At 39.0% G+C, this 15999-nt stretch carries 16 protein-coding genes; 5 read left to right on the forward strand and 11 right to left on the reverse strand.

The genetic code is table 11. From position 1 onward, the window contains the following. Positions 1–73: 73 nt before the first annotated feature. The 3 genes from L3V35_RS19240 (at position 74) to L3V35_RS19250 (ending at position 1265) form a co-directional block, all read left to right on the forward strand. Positions 74–571, forward strand: a complete 498-nt coding sequence (locus L3V35_RS19240) for a methylated-DNA--[protein]-cysteine S-methyltransferase (protein ID WP_237300486.1) — start codon at positions 74–76, stop codon at positions 569–571. Positions 572–664: 93 nt separating this feature from the next. Further along, complete coding sequence (locus tag L3V35_RS19245) at positions 665–916, forward strand: type II toxin-antitoxin system Phd/YefM family antitoxin (RefSeq protein WP_102554070.1); 252 nt, start codon at positions 665–667, stop codon at positions 914–916. Between the two features lies 1 nt (position 917). Next, complete coding sequence (locus tag L3V35_RS19250; RefSeq protein WP_171315648.1) at positions 918–1265, forward strand: type II toxin-antitoxin system RelE/ParE family toxin; 348 nt, start codon at positions 918–920, stop codon at positions 1263–1265. Between the two features lie 201 nt (positions 1266–1466). Here the strand turns inward: L3V35_RS19250 and gpmM are convergent, their stop codons facing one another. Further along, positions 1467–2999 (reverse strand): 2,3-bisphosphoglycerate-independent phosphoglycerate mutase, encoded by a 1533-nt coding sequence (gene gpmM / locus L3V35_RS19255; protein WP_237300487.1) that lies wholly within the window; start codon positions 2997–2999, stop codon positions 1467–1469. 351 nt (positions 3000–3350) lie between these two features. Here gpmM and wecA (L3V35_RS19260) point away from each other — a divergent pair, with 351 nt between their 5' ends. Both wecA (L3V35_RS19260) and L3V35_RS19265 read left to right on the forward strand, forming a co-directional pair. Next, positions 3351–4415, forward strand: a complete 1065-nt coding sequence (gene wecA / locus L3V35_RS19260) for a UDP-N-acetylglucosamine--undecaprenyl-phosphate N-acetylglucosaminephosphotransferase (RefSeq protein WP_237300488.1) — start codon at positions 3351–3353, stop codon at positions 4413–4415. Between the two features lie 109 nt (positions 4416–4524). After that, positions 4525–4704, forward strand: coding sequence for a hypothetical protein (locus tag L3V35_RS19265; protein ID WP_237300489.1), 180 nt, complete (start codon positions 4525–4527; stop codon positions 4702–4704). A 51-nt stretch (positions 4705–4755) separates the two neighbouring features. Here L3V35_RS19265 and wecA (L3V35_RS19270) read toward each other — a convergent pair whose 3' ends face one another. The 10 genes from wecA (L3V35_RS19270) to L3V35_RS19315 form a co-directional block, all read right to left on the reverse strand. Then, a complete protein-coding gene (gene wecA / locus L3V35_RS19270) occupies positions 4756–5859 on the reverse strand; it encodes a UDP-N-acetylglucosamine--undecaprenyl-phosphate N-acetylglucosaminephosphotransferase (protein WP_102496994.1) in 1104 nt (367 codons plus the stop codon). Between the two features lie 102 nt (positions 5860–5961). Further along, a complete protein-coding gene (gene galU, locus L3V35_RS19275) occupies positions 5962–6828 on the reverse strand; it encodes a UTP--glucose-1-phosphate uridylyltransferase GalU (protein WP_237300490.1) in 867 nt (288 codons plus the stop codon). Positions 6829–7013: 185 nt separating this feature from the next. Beyond that, positions 7014–8018, reverse strand: coding sequence for an NAD-dependent epimerase (locus L3V35_RS19280; RefSeq protein ID WP_237300491.1), 1005 nt, complete (start codon positions 8016–8018; stop codon positions 7014–7016). 10 nt (positions 8019–8028) lie between these two features. After that, positions 8029–9195, reverse strand: a complete 1167-nt coding sequence (locus L3V35_RS19285; protein ID WP_237300492.1) for a nucleotide sugar dehydrogenase — start codon at positions 9193–9195, stop codon at positions 8029–8031. Between the two features lie 232 nt (positions 9196–9427). Beyond that, positions 9428–10255 (reverse strand): glycosyltransferase, encoded by an 828-nt coding sequence (locus L3V35_RS19290; protein WP_237300493.1) that lies wholly within the window; start codon positions 10253–10255, stop codon positions 9428–9430. Next, positions 10242–11537, reverse strand: a complete 1296-nt coding sequence (locus L3V35_RS19295) for a glycosyl transferase (RefSeq protein WP_237300494.1) — start codon at positions 11535–11537, stop codon at positions 10242–10244. Before L3V35_RS19295 ends, L3V35_RS19290 begins: the two co-directional genes overlap by 14 nt. After that, positions 11530–12615: a glycosyltransferase gene (locus tag L3V35_RS19300; protein ID WP_237300495.1), complete on the reverse strand. Its 1086-nt coding sequence runs from the start codon at positions 12613–12615 to the stop codon at positions 11530–11532. Before L3V35_RS19300 ends, L3V35_RS19295 begins: the two co-directional genes overlap by 8 nt. A gap of 18 nt (positions 12616–12633) precedes the next feature. Next, the gene (locus L3V35_RS19305; protein ID WP_237300496.1) at positions 12634–13809 is read right to left on the reverse strand and encodes a hypothetical protein; all 1176 of its coding nucleotides are present in this window, start codon (positions 13807–13809) and stop codon (positions 12634–12636) included. After that, a complete protein-coding gene (locus L3V35_RS19310) occupies positions 13802–14893 on the reverse strand; it encodes a glycosyltransferase (protein WP_237300497.1) in 1092 nt (363 codons plus the stop codon). Before L3V35_RS19310 ends, L3V35_RS19305 begins: the two co-directional genes overlap by 8 nt. Next, positions 14886–15998, reverse strand: a complete 1113-nt coding sequence (locus L3V35_RS19315) for a polysaccharide pyruvyl transferase family protein (RefSeq protein ID WP_237300498.1) — start codon at positions 15996–15998, stop codon at positions 14886–14888. Before L3V35_RS19315 ends, L3V35_RS19310 begins: the two co-directional genes overlap by 8 nt. Position 15999 lies beyond the last annotated feature (1 nt).

Genomic DNA, 15999 nt, shown 5'->3' on the forward strand with positions numbered 1-15999 from the left:
AGCAGATGAGAGATTCGGGTATCGAGATTCTAAGAACTTGAGAGCAAAAAAAGACTAGAAGAAGGAAGATGACATGGAAGACACCACTTACAAAATGCTGTATGACGCACCGATTGGCAAGATGATCATTGTGAGTAATGGTGTGTCGCTTATTGAAATTGACCATATCAATACCGAACCAGAGCTTACAGAAAACCCCGACGAGTTATGCCTTAGAGTATCTCGCCAACTAGACGAATACTTTGCAGGAAAACGCACCAGCTTTGATTTACCTTTAGAACCTAAAGGCACCGATTTTCAACGCAAGGCATGGGTCGCGTTGACCAGTATCCCTTATGGGGAAACCATCAGCTACGGTGAACAAGCGAAAAGAATGGATAACCCGAAAGCAGTAAGAGCAGTAGGTGGTGCGAACGGTAAGAACCCATTTAGCATTGTTGTCCCCTGCCATCGAGTGATTGGGGCGAACGGCACATTAACGGGCTACACCGGCGGCATGAACCGCAAAGAATGGTTGTTGGATTTTGAGCGTTCGGTTTTGAATAAAAAGAAGCAAACCTTATCTCGCTAGATCAATAATATAAAGTTTCACCATCAAGAAGCGCCATTGTCATCAGACTAAATATAGTCTACATTTAAACTTCCACATTAAGAGATGATGATAATGTCCACTGAAACGATAAGTTACTTAAAAAAGCACGCGGCTAACCTCGATTTATCTGAGCCTATGACCATTACTCAAAATGGTAAGCCCGCTTATACGATTGAATCTTATGAAGATCGAAAACGTAGAGATGAAGCTATAGCGCTAATGAAACTATTGTCGTTTTCTATTGATGATGAAAAACATGGCCGAGTAAATTCCAGCTCTCAGATTCGAGATAAATTGGCAAAGCGTAAACAATCGGTTCAATAATATGACAACCATCGAGTACACAGACACCTTTGAGCAATTACTTGATGCTTTAATTAATTACTTAAGTGATTATTCTAGTGAAGTGGCTGTTATTGAACGCATAGAAGCTCTTCTCGACCGATTTGAAGCCTTAGTTTCTGATAACCCTCATGCTGCAAACATTGCCCCTTCTTTACTAGAGCTTGGAGTGAAAAACTTTCGCGAATTTCATCTCGATCGTTTTCGTATTATCTACCGAACGTTACCGTCAGCTCATCCGAAAGAAACGAGAGTAATTGTTGATGTGATCGCATTGCAAAAACAAAACTTAGAACAACTACTCATTCAACACTGCATACTCTGCAAATAACGTTTAGCTCTGCGAATCTCGTTTACTCGTATCCCGTATCTGCCCTTAAGCTCTTCGCATCTCGTTTACCCATACCACCCATCTGCTCTTAAGCTCTTCGAATCTCGTTTACTCGCATCCCGTATCTATACTCAAATTCCAGATACAAAAAAACGGCCACACTCGCATGCAGCCGTTCTAGTATTCGATGAAAGTTAAAAGCTATTTAACGATCACTTCACCTGACATTTCTGCTGGGATATCAATACCAGACAGAGACAGCATCGTTGGTGCTAGGTCAGACAGCTTGCCGCCTTCTTTGAACTCAACGTCTTTGCTGCCCACGTAGATAAGTGGAACTGGTAGGTTAGTGTGCGCTGTGTGAATGCCGCCCGTTTCTGGGTTTACCATCATTTCCGCGTTACCGTGGTCAGCGGTGATAAGCAGTTGGCCATCGGCTTCTTTGATTGCTTCAACCACTTTACCCAGACATTCGTCTAGCGACTCTACGGCTTTAACCGCTGCATCGTAAACGCCAGTGTGGCCAACCATGTCACAGTTAGGGAAGTTACAAACGATAGCGTCGTATTTGCCGCCTTTGATTGCTGCAACAAGCTTTTCAGTAAGCTCTGGTGCGCTCATTTCTGGCTGTAGGTCGTAAGTCGCTACTTTTGGAGAAGCAACAAGCTGACGCTCTTCGCCTTCAAACTCGTCTTCTTTACCGCCGTTGAAGAAAAACGTCACGTGCGCGTATTTCTCTGTTTCAGAGATACGTAGCTGCGTTTTGCCTTCTTTCGATAGCCATTCACCGTAGGTGTTCTCTAGAGAAGCCGGTGGGAATGCACATAGAAGCGGGATGTCGGCTGCGTATTGAGTCAGCATCACGAAATCGATCGCTGGGAATACATTACGCTCAAAACCGTCGAAGTTAGGCACGAACGCACGTGTAATTTCACGAGCACGGTCAGCACGGTAGTTCATGAAGATAACCGCATCACCATCAACGATAGCTGCTGATTCTTCGCCTTCCGCTTTGATTTCAGTCGCTTTTACAAACTCATCGTTTTCATCACGAGCGTAAGCCGCTTCTAGGCCAGCAACGGCTGTATCAAACGTGAAGTCACCTTTCGCTTGAGTAAGCAGGTCGTAAGATTCTTGAACGCGATCCCAGTTGTTATCACGGTCCATTGCGTAGTAACGACCAATAAGCGAAGCCACACGGCCTTTGCCTAGTTTAGCGAATAGATCTTGGAAACGCGCTAATGTGTTTTCTGCGCTACGTGGCGGCGTATCACGACCGTCTAGGAATGCGTGTAGGTAGATTTTCTCTGCGCCGCGCTCTGCTGCCATTTCAACAGCTGCGTAGATGTGGTCTTCATGAGAGTGAACGCCACCTGGAGACATAAGGCCCATGATGTGCACGGCTTTGTCTGCTTTAACCGCTTTATCAACAGCATTCACTAGCGCTTCAGTTTGACCGAACTCGCCGTCTGCGATTGATTTAGTAATACGCGTTAAATCTTGGTATACCACGCGACCCGCACCGATGTTGGTGTGACCCACTTCAGAGTTACCCATTTGGCCATCAGGTAGGCCTACATCTAAGCCAGAAGCCGAGATTAGCGTGTTAGGTTGGTTAGCAATAAGACCGTCTAATACAGGCGTATTAGCGTTCGCGATAGCGTTGTCTTGGTTGTCTTCACGGTAACCGTAACCGTCAAGGATCACTAGAGCCATTGGCTTCTTAGCTGACATAGGACTGACCTCGTTCAATTCAAAATAAATCGGTATAAAAACAAATTAGCGTAATTTTACTACAGTTTACAGTCAAAACTGTAGTGGAAGATCAAGAAAGGGCTCAGGTAGGCGGATCGGATATGAAAAAAAATGTCATTTTGTGTTTAAGGCACCTACAAAGCCTAAGCAATAATACTGACTAAAGCAGCGTAGTCACCATTCTTAGTTAACATTAAATTACATACTAAAACCAAATGTCACACTCAAAAAACAACGAACAAAACATACTCAACTGAGTGTACATATTGATACTTTTAACGTAAGATGCACGCAATTAAACTTCATACAAAAAATTGGCTAGAGTTCATCATGTTATTAGAGCTATCATTTGTTGGTTTCTTCTCCTTTTCCTCACTCTTTTTAATGCGAAAAGTAGCAAAAGTCATCGGCTTAGTAGATAAACCCAATGAAAGAAAGCTGCACAAGGGTGCGATCCCACTTGTAGGCGGTATCGCTATCAGCTTATCGATAGGCCAGTTTATCGTCACGCACCCCGATGTGATCCCCCATAGCCAGCTCTTTTTAGCCTCTATCGCCGCGCTGATTTTTATCGGCGCTCTTGATGATAAATTCGATATCAGTTTCAAGATTCGCCTTGTGGTTCAAGCGATCCTCTCCATTTGCATGATGTATTTCGCCGATATCCGACTAGAGCACATTGGTAACCTCTTTGGAACCGGAGAACTGCATTTAGGGTTTCTTAGCCCTGTAGTCACGGTACTTGCTGTGATTGGTGCTATCAATGCGTTCAATATGGTCGATGGCATTGATGGCCTGTTAGGTGGCCTTGCGATTGTGACCTTTGCGGGTATCGCCATTTTGCTTAAAATCGACAGTCAACACGGCTTAGCTTACTTGTGTGCTGTATTCATTGCCGCGACTATTCCCTATATCTTAATGAATCTCGGTATTCTTGGACGAGAGCGTAGAGTTTTCATGGGTGATGCTGGCAGCATGATGATTGGCTTTACTGTGATTTGGTTACTGCTGGGCGCAAGCCAAGATCCATCAGAAGCTATGATGCGACCGATTACTGCATTATGGCTAATTGCTGTCCCGCTGATGGACATGGCTGCCATCATGTTCAGACGCGTACGACGCGGTGACTCCCCTTTCAAGCCCGACCGTGAACACCTACACCATATTTTCCAACGCCTTGGTTTTACATCGCGTCAAACGCTCGCCATCATTTGTGCCATCGCAAGTAGCTTTGCTGGCTTCGGTATCTACGGTGAATTCCTAGAGATCGCAGAATCAACTATGTTCATCCTGTTTATGATGTGTTTTGCTTCATACACTGTAGCCATGAGCTATGTTTGGCGCATCACAAGCTGGATTAGAAGTTGGCGTAACCTTCCAGAAAAAGTCTACTAGTGATTAGAAGTGTATTAATGGCTTAGGTTTTCAATTGAAGATGATTGAGAGCAAAAGCGCTCAAGTCTAAAACTTCTCAAGTTAAACGTAAAAAGGGCCCAACCTCATCTTGAGATTGGGCCCTTTTGCTCATTATAGCTTGAGTTATGGCAACCTGAAAACTGAATGGACCAATCATCATCAACAACAACAACAACAACAACAACAACAACAACAACAACAACAACAACAACAACAACAACAACAACAACAGACAACGATGAATGAAACAGACGATAAGGGAAGCTAACTGCCGCTGCTATAAACATGAAAATGTTGTTATTTCTTCACTTCCATCACCTTATAATACTGCAGCTTCCTCAGATGGCTTTTCCTCTAACTTCTTCCACTTTCTTAGAATCTTGGCCATTTTAAACGAGTGCGTCATCGCGTAAGTGTGCAATAAGAAACACGCAACAATGGTGTAGAACATAATGTATTCTGGTACTTGGAAGTATTCGCCTAGTAACCCGAGCGTTGAGTACACCAATTGCACCAAGCAAATCACCACTAAAGACTCTCGAGGTGTAAAACCGATGCGCTGCATGATGTGGTGAAAATGCTCGCGGTCAGGATGGAACGGAGAATGCCCCTTACGAATCCGACGGATCATAATGGCCATCATATCAATCAAAGGCACCGCGATTAACCACAAGGCGGTCACAGGTCTAATCATATACTTGGCCTCCTCGTGTTGCGTTCCGCCAATTAACACCCAGATGACAATGAAGCCGATCATCATGCTGCCGGCATCGCCCATAAACACTTTACGCAGTTTGCCAAAATACCCTAAATTAAACAGCACAAAGGGTAATAAGATCACCACCATCACTGCCATAAAAAAGGCGTAAAACTCGAGTTCATAAGCGAAGAACACCACACCTAACGATGCAAACACCACCATGCTTAAGCCACCCAGCAGCCCATCAATACCATCGACCATGTTAAAAGCGTTAATGGCAGCAATCACGGCAATTACAGTAACAATACTGTCGACCACTATTGGGAAATCTAGCACGCCTAATCCGAACACATCACCAGCATGAGAGAGGGTTAATCCAGAATAATGCATGATGATCAGAGCTAAGATGGCTTGCACGCCCATTCGGAGCTTAAAGCTGATATCAAAACGGTCGTCGGCCACTCCAATCAATACCAGTGCCGTTAAGCACGCTGCGGCTATCTCTACATTCTTGAACTCAGCTGCATTCACGTAAAGGAAGTACAACACAGTAATGCAGAGAGAGATCCCGCCGACCAAAGGAACCACACCTTCATGATGTTTTCTGGCATTCGGTTTATCGACTAGACCTATGGCGTAGCCCACTTTACGCATACAGTACAACACCGAAAAGGAAAGAAAGAAGAACAGGGAAAGTTCGACAAAGTATTCAAACAGTGACATTGGTTAAAGCCTTGGGGATTGTTAGAAAAAGGTGATTCCATGGAACAATGAAGCGACAGCAATAAAGATAAAAACTATCGCAATTCAGCGAATTTATATGCGCTACACCTTTTCTGTAGCCGTTTGGTCCATTTCTGCTTTGCTGCCTTTCAGATAGACGTTTTTATAACAGTAGTTCGTCGCTTCGATATAGCCATCGACGCTACCACAATCAAAACGCTTACCTTTAAACTTGTACGCAATCACACAACCCTTTTGGGCTTGCTCTAACAGCGCATCCGTAATTTGGATTTCGCCGCCTTTGCCCGGCAATGTGTCTTCCAAAATATCGAAGATGTCTGGGGTTAAGATGTAGCGCCCAATGATCGCGAGGTTACTTGGCGCTGTGCCCTGCTCAGGCTTCTCGACCATATCGGTAATGCGAATCAAGTCATCACTTAGGTGCTCTCCGGCAATCACGCCGTACTTGTGGGTTTCAGATTCTGGTACCTCTTCAACCGCGACAATAGAGCAGCGGAACTGGCGATACAGCGCGGCCATTTGTGCTAACACGCCTTTGTCATCATTAATGCAAAGGTCATCAGCTAAAACAACCGCAAATGGGTTATCACCCACCAGTTCTTTGCCTGTTAAAATGGCATGGCCTAACCCTTTCATTTCGCGCTGGCGAATAAAAGTGAACTGCGCCGAATCAATCAGAGAGCGAATATTATCCAGCAAAGGCTCTTTATTCGTGCCTTGGATTTGATGCTCAAGCTCATAGTTCTTATCAAAGTGATCCATTAATGAGCTTTTGCCACGGCCAGTAACAACGGCCATGCTGGTCATGCCCGCTTGGATCGCCTCGTCAACGCCATATTCAATAAGCGGCTTGTTAACGATAGGCATCATTTCTTTTGGCATGGATTTAGTTGCAGGTAAAAAACGCGTGCCATAACCGGCTGCAGGGAATAAGCAGTGTTTGATCATTATTTAAATTCTTATGTGTTATTAACTGACGTATATATAAAAATATTGTGGATAAAACAGATATAACGAAGAAAAGTGCCTCAAACCAGTATGGAATGAGGCACTTTAGGTATCAGAAGGTGTTATTGGTAGACTGGGTATTACTTGAAACAAAGCGAGTCGTTTCCAAGTGGAGACTTGAAACTCTACTTGTTGTAAAACTCGCGGTACCACTGAATAAACTCAGCGACGCCTTCTTTAACGCTAACTTTAGGCGTGTAACCCGTTGCTGCAAACAAGTCTTGGGTGTCTGCATAAGTTTGGTATACATCACCAGGCTGCATTTCTCTGAAGTTTTTCTTCGCTTCAATGCCCAGCTCACCTTCAATGGCCTTAACAAAATCCATCAGGTTGATTGGCGAGCCGTGACCAATGTTATATACGGCATAAGGTGCAGAGCTGGTTGCTGGAGAACCCGCTTCTACCGTCCAGTCGTTATCACGTGTTGGTACAACATCTGCGATGCGTACCACACCTTCAACAATATCGTTTACGTGGGTAAAATCGCGCCACATATCACCATTGTTGTTGATATCAATAGTATCGCCATCAAGGATCTTCTTAGTGAAGATAAACGGTGCCATATCTGGGCGGCCCCACGAACCATACACAGTAAAGAAGCGTAAGCCTGTGGTTGGAATGTCGTATAAGTGAGAATAGCTGTGCGCCATCAGCTCATTCGACTTCTTGGTCGCAGCGTACAATGAAACTGGGTGATCCACCGAATCTGACGTTGCAAACGGTGTTTTAGCATTTAAGCCGTAAACAGAGCTTGAAGAGGCATACACCAAGTGCTTCACCTTATTGTGACGACACCCTTCCAGAATGTTCAAATGGCCGACTAAGTTTGAATCGGCATAGGCATGTGGGTTTTCAATAGAGTAGCGAACTCCCGCTTGTGCAGCCAGGTGAATCACTTGGTCAAATTGCTCAGTTTCAAACAAGCTAGCGACACCATCTCGATCGGCAATGTCTAACTGAACCAGTTTAAAATTAGCATGTTGAATACGCGCTAGGCGCGCTTCTTTCAAAGCGACATCGTAATAATCATTCAGGTTATCAACGCCAACCACTTGATGACCTTTCGCCGTTAGCTGCTCTACTACTGCACTACCGATAAACCCTGCAGCGCCCGTTACCAAATACTTCATTTCTTATCCCTTAGTCTGAACCGAATAAATCGCGCGTATACACTTTGTCTTTTACATCCGCTAACTCTTGAGCCATGCGGTTTGAAACAATCACATCACAGCCTGACTTAAACTGCTCGAAATCCGTTAATACTAATGAGTGGAAGAACTCTTTTTCTTTAAGCTCTGGTTCAAACACCACCACTTCAATGCCTTTTGCTTTAAGGCGTTTCATAATGCCTTGAATGCTCGAAGCGCGGAAATTGTCAGAGCCTGACTTCATCACTAATCGGTAGATACCAACGCGTCTTGGGTTTCTTTTAATAATAGAGTCGGCAATAAAATCTTTACGTGTGGTATTAGAATCCACAATCGCTCCAATAATATTATTTGGCACATCAGAGTAGTTAGCACGCAGTTGCTTAGTATCTTTTGGTAAGCAGTAACCACCGTAACCAAATGAAGGGTTGTTGTAATGAGAACCAATGCGAGGGTCTAAACTCACACCATCGATAATTTGACGCGTATCTAACCCGTGCGATTCTGCATAGGTATCTAGCTCATTAAAGTAAGCAACACGAAGCGCCAAGTAAGTGTTAGAGAACAGCTTTACGGCTTCGGCTTCGGTTGAATCGGTATACAGGATCTCAACGTCTTTCTTAACCGCACCTTCTAACAACAAGTTCGCGAATACTGTCGCGCGCTCAGAGCGCTCACCGACTACAATACGAGATGGGTGCAGGTTATCGTATAAGGCTTTACCTTCACGTAGGAACTCAGGTGAAAACATAAGGTTTTCACATTCAAGTTCCTCTTTAATACGCGCGGTATAACCCACAGGCACGGTAGATTTGATCACCATCACCGCATTTGGGTTAATCGCCATCACATCTTTAATGACCGCTTCAACCGATGAGGTATTGAAGTAGTTCGTCTCTACGTCATAATCAGTAGGGGTAGCAATAACCACATAATCGGCATTTGAATACGCCAACTCTTTATCAAGTGTCGCGGTAAAGTTTAATGGCTTATTCGCCAAGAAATCTTCAATTTCAGCATCGACAATCGGAGAGCGTTTATCGTTCAGTAGTTGTACTTTCTCTTCGATAATATCGACCGCGATAACATCATGATGCTGTGACAATAGCATCGCATTTGATAAGCCTACATAGCCTGTACCGGCAATTGCAATTTTCATATATTAGCCAACTGGTAAGTTAATAGATTAAAAAAGACATTAAAATCCATGCTTGTAAATAGCATAGAACTCGTAGTTTGTTTGTTAGATAAAAGGGGTCAAGCTGTTTAGCTATAAAATCGACTTTACCTAAAATGACCATTGAAAAATGGTAACAAATATAAAAGTCATATCCATAGAAAAATCTAACAGTTAAGTTAATGGATAGCCAAAATTAAAATTAATTTTTTAACTACCTTAGAAACTTATACGCTGTAGATTTAATAAATGATGGGGAAACTCTCAATAAGAAAAGCAACAATGTATGAAGAACATTTGAAAAAGAAAGTGCATCCAATTTGTTAAAGGCATAAATTCTAGACCGTAAATCGTTCATAGCCTTTTTCCAACCCCTTCTCGAATGAAAGTCGCCATTCACCCTATAATAAAGTAGCGGTTTAGAAATATTTGCAAACTTATAACCTGCACTTAACAAATCAACCCACAAGTAATAATCTTGCGTATTCATTAGTTCTGGTTTATATCGAATATAAGATTTACTAAACACATTTTCTCTAAACATTACTGTTGGATGGCTAAAAGGGCACTTTTTAATAATATTCATAGAAATACTATGATGATCATAATGCATCCTCTTATGGAAAATTTCCTCCCCAGTATCAGAAATTTCAATCAAATCGGTACCGATAACAGATACTTCTGAATTATTTTCTAGAAAGTTTACTTGCTCAGTAATTCTTTCTGAAAACGCAATGTCATCAGCATCCATTCTTGCGATATAAGTATATTCACCAATTTCTATTATCTTTTCAAGAATGTTATTTAATCTCGTTGCTAACCCTCGATTTTCCGAGTTAAAATTAACAAATACGTTATCTAGTTTAGAATAAAAACCTAACAGTTCGACACAATCTTCAGATATATAACCATCGACTTCAATAAAAACATCCAAATTCGAGTAACTTTGCATCAATATACTATCTACTGATAGTTTAATGTTTTGGGAGACATCTGATTTATACACAGACATTGCAATAGCAACTTTTTTATATATCATCATCAAGCTTCTTTTTTGCCATGTTAATATCTATATAACATAAGTGTCTTTTACCGCTAAAAATCGAATCAAAGAATATAGTATTTCCATCTTTTGAGAATCGAGGGTGTAAGTCGCAACGAGTTTCGCCAGAAAACTTAAAACCATGGAAAAACTCACCAACTTGAACTTCCAATGAAGAATTTTTCTTCGTTACAAACAAAGACTGCATTCTCGATTTATTAGGGTAAGTATCCGTGATAATATAATCGCCATTAACAGATGGGTGCCCATCCCCACGGTTGGCAAATACATTATCGTGGAACGCTGAAAAATCACCAGATTCTATATTTATTAACCAATATGCATCTTTACCTTCAGGAGAGCGTAAATAACCCAGTATAGTAGTTTCATCATACCAAAAACAATGACTAACCATTTGATAATCTGATAATACTCTTAATAATTCTCCGTTAGAATTGGCTAAGATCAAACGATCGAGCCTTCTTCCACTATCATTATAATACCTGTGCATGAAGATAAAGAGCTCACCATTAGGCGAAATCATTACATGGTTCAATTTGTGCCTAAAACTATCTCTATTCCCTTCAAACCTAAAATTAAAAACATCGCTTACAGAAAATAACATTTTTTCTTCGTGAGAATTATAATCACATTTGAAGATACCTGTTTCATCGTAATTTGGCAGTGTATTGCCTTCGTGTTTAAAATAACCATAGTCGGGTCGTAACAATGCAAGAGACTTATAACAAATTGACAGCATGTATTCATTTTTGAAAGAATCTTGCACAGCATTTTCATATGAATCAATAATTTTTTGAGCAGAAACAGAATACTTATAAGTTTTATATGTATTTGTCAATGAATCGAAGTTGTTGTAAACAAATATATCTTCATCTAACCAATGAGCTCTACTAGCTTGCTGCCAATTAAAAGCCGAAATATTTATTCTTTCTGAAAGAATAAACCTCTTAGATTTAAGACAATAAACATCAAGATCAATTGAATCTATATTTTTGGGTAAGATATCTGTTGATCCAGTAGTATTAAATACCAAAACATGCCCTTTCCCATTATCAGGAGTTTTATCGTAATACCCAAAGAAAGTTTCATTATTATTATCTTCTATAACCTCAACTATTTCTTCTGAGTGATATTTATAATTTTTCTTTTTTAGGAGGTAAAAAATATAAGAGTAGGAAAGTTTTACGACCTTCTTTAATCCTGGGCTACTAGATAGTACTCGTGCTATCATTTTTTCTAAAGGGTTATAATCATCACTCATTTACAGAAGCCTCATATATTTTTTGATATTTTTCAGACATAGCTTTAGCTCCGAATTTACTATTAGCCACATCAGCTAACTCGCCTCTATCTACACTACAAATCATATTAATATTACTAATAAACTCTATAGCTAAAGTTTCAGGAGGAGTACTTAAAGAGAAAATATAACTAGAATTTTCCGGCAACTTATCTGCTATTTCACGGTGGGGTGGAATATTAGACAAAAAAACAGGAACTCCGAATGATATAGCTTCAAGGACAGTATTAGGCAAGCCTTCAGATAGGGAGGATGACAAGAAAACATTAGAACTGGATAAATAATCCTCTACATTATTAACGTTCCCAATAAATTTCATACGGCCATTAGCGAGCATTTTTAATTCATTCAATAATGGACCATCACCTAAGACTATAAATTCATGTTGTAAATTCAACTCATCAAGTTTATTACTCAATCTTACCAAGTACTCCATATTCTTTCTGGGAATAAGACTACCAACTGTAATCAGCTTTATTGTAGCTGTATCCATATTTTCAATTATAGGTAAACAACTTGGAGGGACACCATTTGAAATAATAGTTGACGTTATACCAACATTTTTCAATTTAGATGCTATCGCGTTAGAACAAGAAACCAAATATTTGCACTGAGCTAGCACTTTAATATGCTTCTTGGCCATCAACGTACCTTTAAATTTACCAAACTTTGATGGATAATCCTCAATTGGGAAATTTCGAGAAGTAGTAACCCAAGGAATTTTATTTTTAAGAGCGCAACCTAATGAATCTGCTCTAACACCTTGTGTCTGAATAATATCCGGAGAATAATTATTTACATATTGAGACAACTTAGAGCTGCCAAACAAGACACTTTGAACCCGAGTCAAAGAAAGAGTATCGACAATGATCCCTTGGGAAATATAGCTTTCAAACTTTGAGTCCACAGGTTCAGGAGAAAGTGTTAACACCCTGCATTCATATTTATCTAAATCTAAATGAGATATAATATAAGACAATTGGTTAACTGGCCCAGTTCGTCTTAAATTGCTAACTACAAATAATATTTTCTTTTTCATACGGTTCTCAAACTAAATTTATGATAACTTGGATTTTCTCTGATAAAAGTATAACGTCATAATTGAAATTAGGTAAAAGTCAAAAACGATCCTTGAATAAGTTAAATCATTTTTAAGAAAAATAACCAAATAGGATGACATTAATCCGAGCGATAGCGGTGATAAGAATTGGATTGAGGGTAGGACCAGGGATATTAGAAGTAGTATAAGACCAATTATGCCGTAAGTGTGGATACTACCTACCACTCCAGCATCACTTGTTGTAGTTGCAAGATGGTGCTTTGAAGGATAACCATTTCCAAAAATAATTTGCGTTCCATCATCTGGTAACCGGTATGTGTCCGCTAACTTTTCAGCTGATCGTCGAGGATCAGCACGTGTAGAGCTATCTTTTCCAAGTAGCGCATCAATACGATACAATACCTCGATAACTCCTACCCTATTTAAAGTTTCATTATTTCTATCTGCAAAAACGTATACAGAACTGAATAAGATAGATGTAATCAAAAACCCAGCCGTAAACTTTAACAATAAGCCAAAATCTTTTCTAACTAAAATATAACTTATTATACCGACAATAAAAACAGCCAAACCTGTCATTGCAGTAAATGGGAAAACAATGACAGATATAAGCACTAACGCCAATTCAAATTTGGATTTATATTCTTGATAAATATAAAACCAAAAAACTGAACATAACCCTAAGAATAATCCCGCGGATGATGTTCCATTCATAATTCCGGTTACGCGATACCAGTGAAAATTACCCACACTAAGAAAATGTTGCTGGAAAAAGATATTAACAGGTGGGAAAGATATTTGAACCAAACACAAGATAAGATGAAGGCTAATCACCCTTGATATAATAAAGAGTGGATTACGTGACTTGTTAACAATTATATCCACACACCAGCATATTGATAATAAAGAAAGAAAAAACCTAATCAACTTTAATATCTCATCAAATTGTAGAGCTTCTGAAAAAAAAGTAACTAGGAAAAAATAACCATAGATAACAAATGTATACACAGAAAAAATTAATGGCTTTTTCTTTATATATAGTAATTTATTACTTCCAAAAACCTTATAATGATAAAGCAAAGTAATAAGAAATGCTAACAAAGTTAAATCTAACATTCCAAATTTAATTTTAAATACATTCAAGGCTACTAAAAAATATAACATATTATCCAAAAATTACATTAGTATATTTATTTGAAATAGATTTAATTGAATAAATTTCAAGATCAGATACTGATATAGAATATTCATTTAAGTTACACTCAACTACTTTATCAGCTAAGTAAATTGGACAATAACTATCAACAATAATACCGCAATTTAAACTTTCTATAACCTCTGCTGGACCACTTGGACAATTTACACTCACTACTGGTGTATTGCAGCTTGCCGATTCAACAATTACGTTTCCAAAACCTTCCCATTTAGAAGTAAGTAAAAACACATCTGATTCTCGCACGTAATTATATGGATTTTTTTTGAAGCCAACCAATTTGACATGATCGCACAAACCCATTGACTTGATTTTCTCCTCAAGTTTAGGCCTTTCTTCACCTTCCCCTAAAACATAAGCTTTGAATGAGCTATCTCTAGATTTAATTTCATTACAAACATCAATAAAAAGTGATAGGTTTTTTTGCCTATTAAGTCTTGCGACTGTAATCAGAGTTAAATCCGACTTCACAAAATCATCATCATCTAATGGTTCTAAACTTTTGTTAACTAATTCATTAGAGTATATTGGATTGTATATTACTTCTGTTTTATTGATTAATCTTGAATCACAAGATAGAACGAAATCTTTGACGCCTCCAGAAACACATATTACTTTATTTGCAATAAAATAAGAATATTTAATAATGATAGGAGTTATTTTTTTCCTCCATCCCCCGGTTCCTTCACGCAGTTGTACACTTAAGTCATTATGTTCGACCAGAGTTAAGTGCAACTTAGAGTTCACTATTTTCTGAATAACGCCAAGAAAATTAGGAAATGGCATTCCACACAATAGATGAGTAATAGAATATTGCTTTAAAACTTTAGCTAAAGGAATAATGCTTTTTAGCAATGAAACATTGCCTAATGATACAAATGTTACAGAGTTAGAAACTAGATCATCGTATTCCCCCCCCATTTTTGAAACAAAAATAAAAACATTATAATTTTCATTTTTTGACATTTCATTAGCAAGGTTAACAAAGACTCTCTCAGCTCCACCACCGTTTAACTTTGGTACGTAAAAACCTATATTAATCATAAAGAACCTTTGACCAATAGTTCTTTGATACATTAGCAGCCATCTCTAAACTATTGATAATTTTAGAATAATCCCAATCCTTCATCGTATTTTCAATCAATTTACCAACGTCGTTTTGTGATATTTCGTTTACGGTTTTATAATCAACTAAAAGCGAAATCAAATCTAATCTTGCAAGCATATCTTCTTTTTTACTTGTTTGATTCACATATTCTATCGCATCATCAATTGAAAGTACTGGACAGTTGGCTTTAAGACTGAAAATAGTACCATGAAAACGATCTGTTACCGTAAATTGTGCAAACTTATAGAGCTCTGCCCATTCGAGTGGATTTATTAACCCATTTAAATTCACATCAGCTAAACCACACTTCGTAGGACAGACTACTTTCCATCCTCTTCTCATATATTCATTCGCAACAATTTTTCCAAACTTCTTATTTGCCACATTTAAAATCGCGAACTTCCCAATTTCTGTCAATTTCTGCTTTACACCGGTACTAGGAAATTCGATTAAGAAGGTTGGATCAAATACCAAATCTGATGAAACACTAGCAATCTTTGAAATTGAATCCTGAGTGAACTTATCTCTAACTGATAAATGAGAAAAGTTCTGCAAAGAATCTTTTAAGTATTTACTTTGACTGGCATTGAGTAAATTGAAATCAGATTTATCTGCTGAAGCAGCAAAAGACACTTTTTTACATTCTAGATCTGCAGGTAAATAATAAACATTAGGAATTTCGGGCGCAAAAGCTTTTTCTCTTGGTCTTACTTCAAAAACAGTATCTGAACCCACAACTAACATGTCAAACCCTGCCAGTTGTTTTTTAGAAGTATCAAATGAGTCACTAATAACTCTTTTAGAAGATAACTTTAAATTATTCTTTAAAAATTTTCTTTGAGATAAAATTGCTCTTATCCCTCTTAAAGGCTGTTTTGTAATGACTTTTGTTTTATATTCTTTAATAAAACCTGTTTTAGGAACATAATCAATAACTTCTACATCTAGTCCTGTTTTTTTCAAATACTCATATGTAGCAAACGTTTGTAGAAAGGCACCAGCATTAAAAGTGTCATGGTAAGTTAAAATTCCGATTTTCATT

Source organism: Vibrio sp. L5-1 (assembly GCF_021728315.1).
Lineage (GTDB): Bacteria > Pseudomonadota > Gammaproteobacteria > Enterobacterales > Vibrionaceae > Vibrio > Vibrio splendidus_K.

What these genes read in the sequence shown, in the direction of transcription:
- L3V35_RS19315 (WP_237300498.1), bottom strand. Translation starts at nt 15,998, where the DNA reads ATGAAAATCGGAATTTTAACTTACCATGACACTTTTAATGCTGGTGCC.
- L3V35_RS19240 (WP_237300486.1), top strand. Translation starts at nt 74, where the DNA reads ATGGAAGACACCACTTACAAAATGCTGTATGACGCACCGATTGGCAAG.
- L3V35_RS19290 (WP_237300493.1), bottom strand. Translation starts at nt 10,255, where the DNA reads ATGATGATATATAAAAAAGTTGCTATTGCAATGTCTGTGTATAAATCA.
- gpmM (WP_237300487.1), bottom strand. Translation starts at nt 2,999, where the DNA reads ATGTCAGCTAAGAAGCCAATGGCTCTAGTGATCCTTGACGGTTACGGT.
- L3V35_RS19295 (WP_237300494.1), bottom strand. Translation starts at nt 11,537, where the DNA reads ATGAGTGATGATTATAACCCTTTAGAAAAAATGATAGCACGAGTACTA.
- wecA (WP_102496994.1), bottom strand. Translation starts at nt 5,859, where the DNA reads ATGTCACTGTTTGAATACTTTGTCGAACTTTCCCTGTTCTTCTTTCTT.
- L3V35_RS19250 (WP_171315648.1), top strand. Translation starts at nt 918, where the DNA reads ATGACAACCATCGAGTACACAGACACCTTTGAGCAATTACTTGATGCT.
- L3V35_RS19300 (WP_237300495.1), bottom strand. Translation starts at nt 12,615, where the DNA reads ATGAAAAAGAAAATATTATTTGTAGTTAGCAATTTAAGACGAACTGGG.
- L3V35_RS19310 (WP_237300497.1), bottom strand. Translation starts at nt 14,893, where the DNA reads ATGATTAATATAGGTTTTTACGTACCAAAGTTAAACGGTGGTGGAGCT.
- L3V35_RS19245 (WP_102554070.1), top strand. Translation starts at nt 665, where the DNA reads ATGTCCACTGAAACGATAAGTTACTTAAAAAAGCACGCGGCTAACCTC.
- L3V35_RS19285 (WP_237300492.1), bottom strand. Translation starts at nt 9,195, where the DNA reads ATGAAAATTGCAATTGCCGGTACAGGCTATGTAGGCTTATCAAATGCG.
- galU (WP_237300490.1), bottom strand. Translation starts at nt 6,828, where the DNA reads ATGATCAAACACTGCTTATTCCCTGCAGCCGGTTATGGCACGCGTTTT.
- wecA (WP_237300488.1), top strand. Translation starts at nt 3,351, where the DNA reads ATGTTATTAGAGCTATCATTTGTTGGTTTCTTCTCCTTTTCCTCACTC.
- L3V35_RS19280 (WP_237300491.1), bottom strand. Translation starts at nt 8,018, where the DNA reads ATGAAGTATTTGGTAACGGGCGCTGCAGGGTTTATCGGTAGTGCAGTA.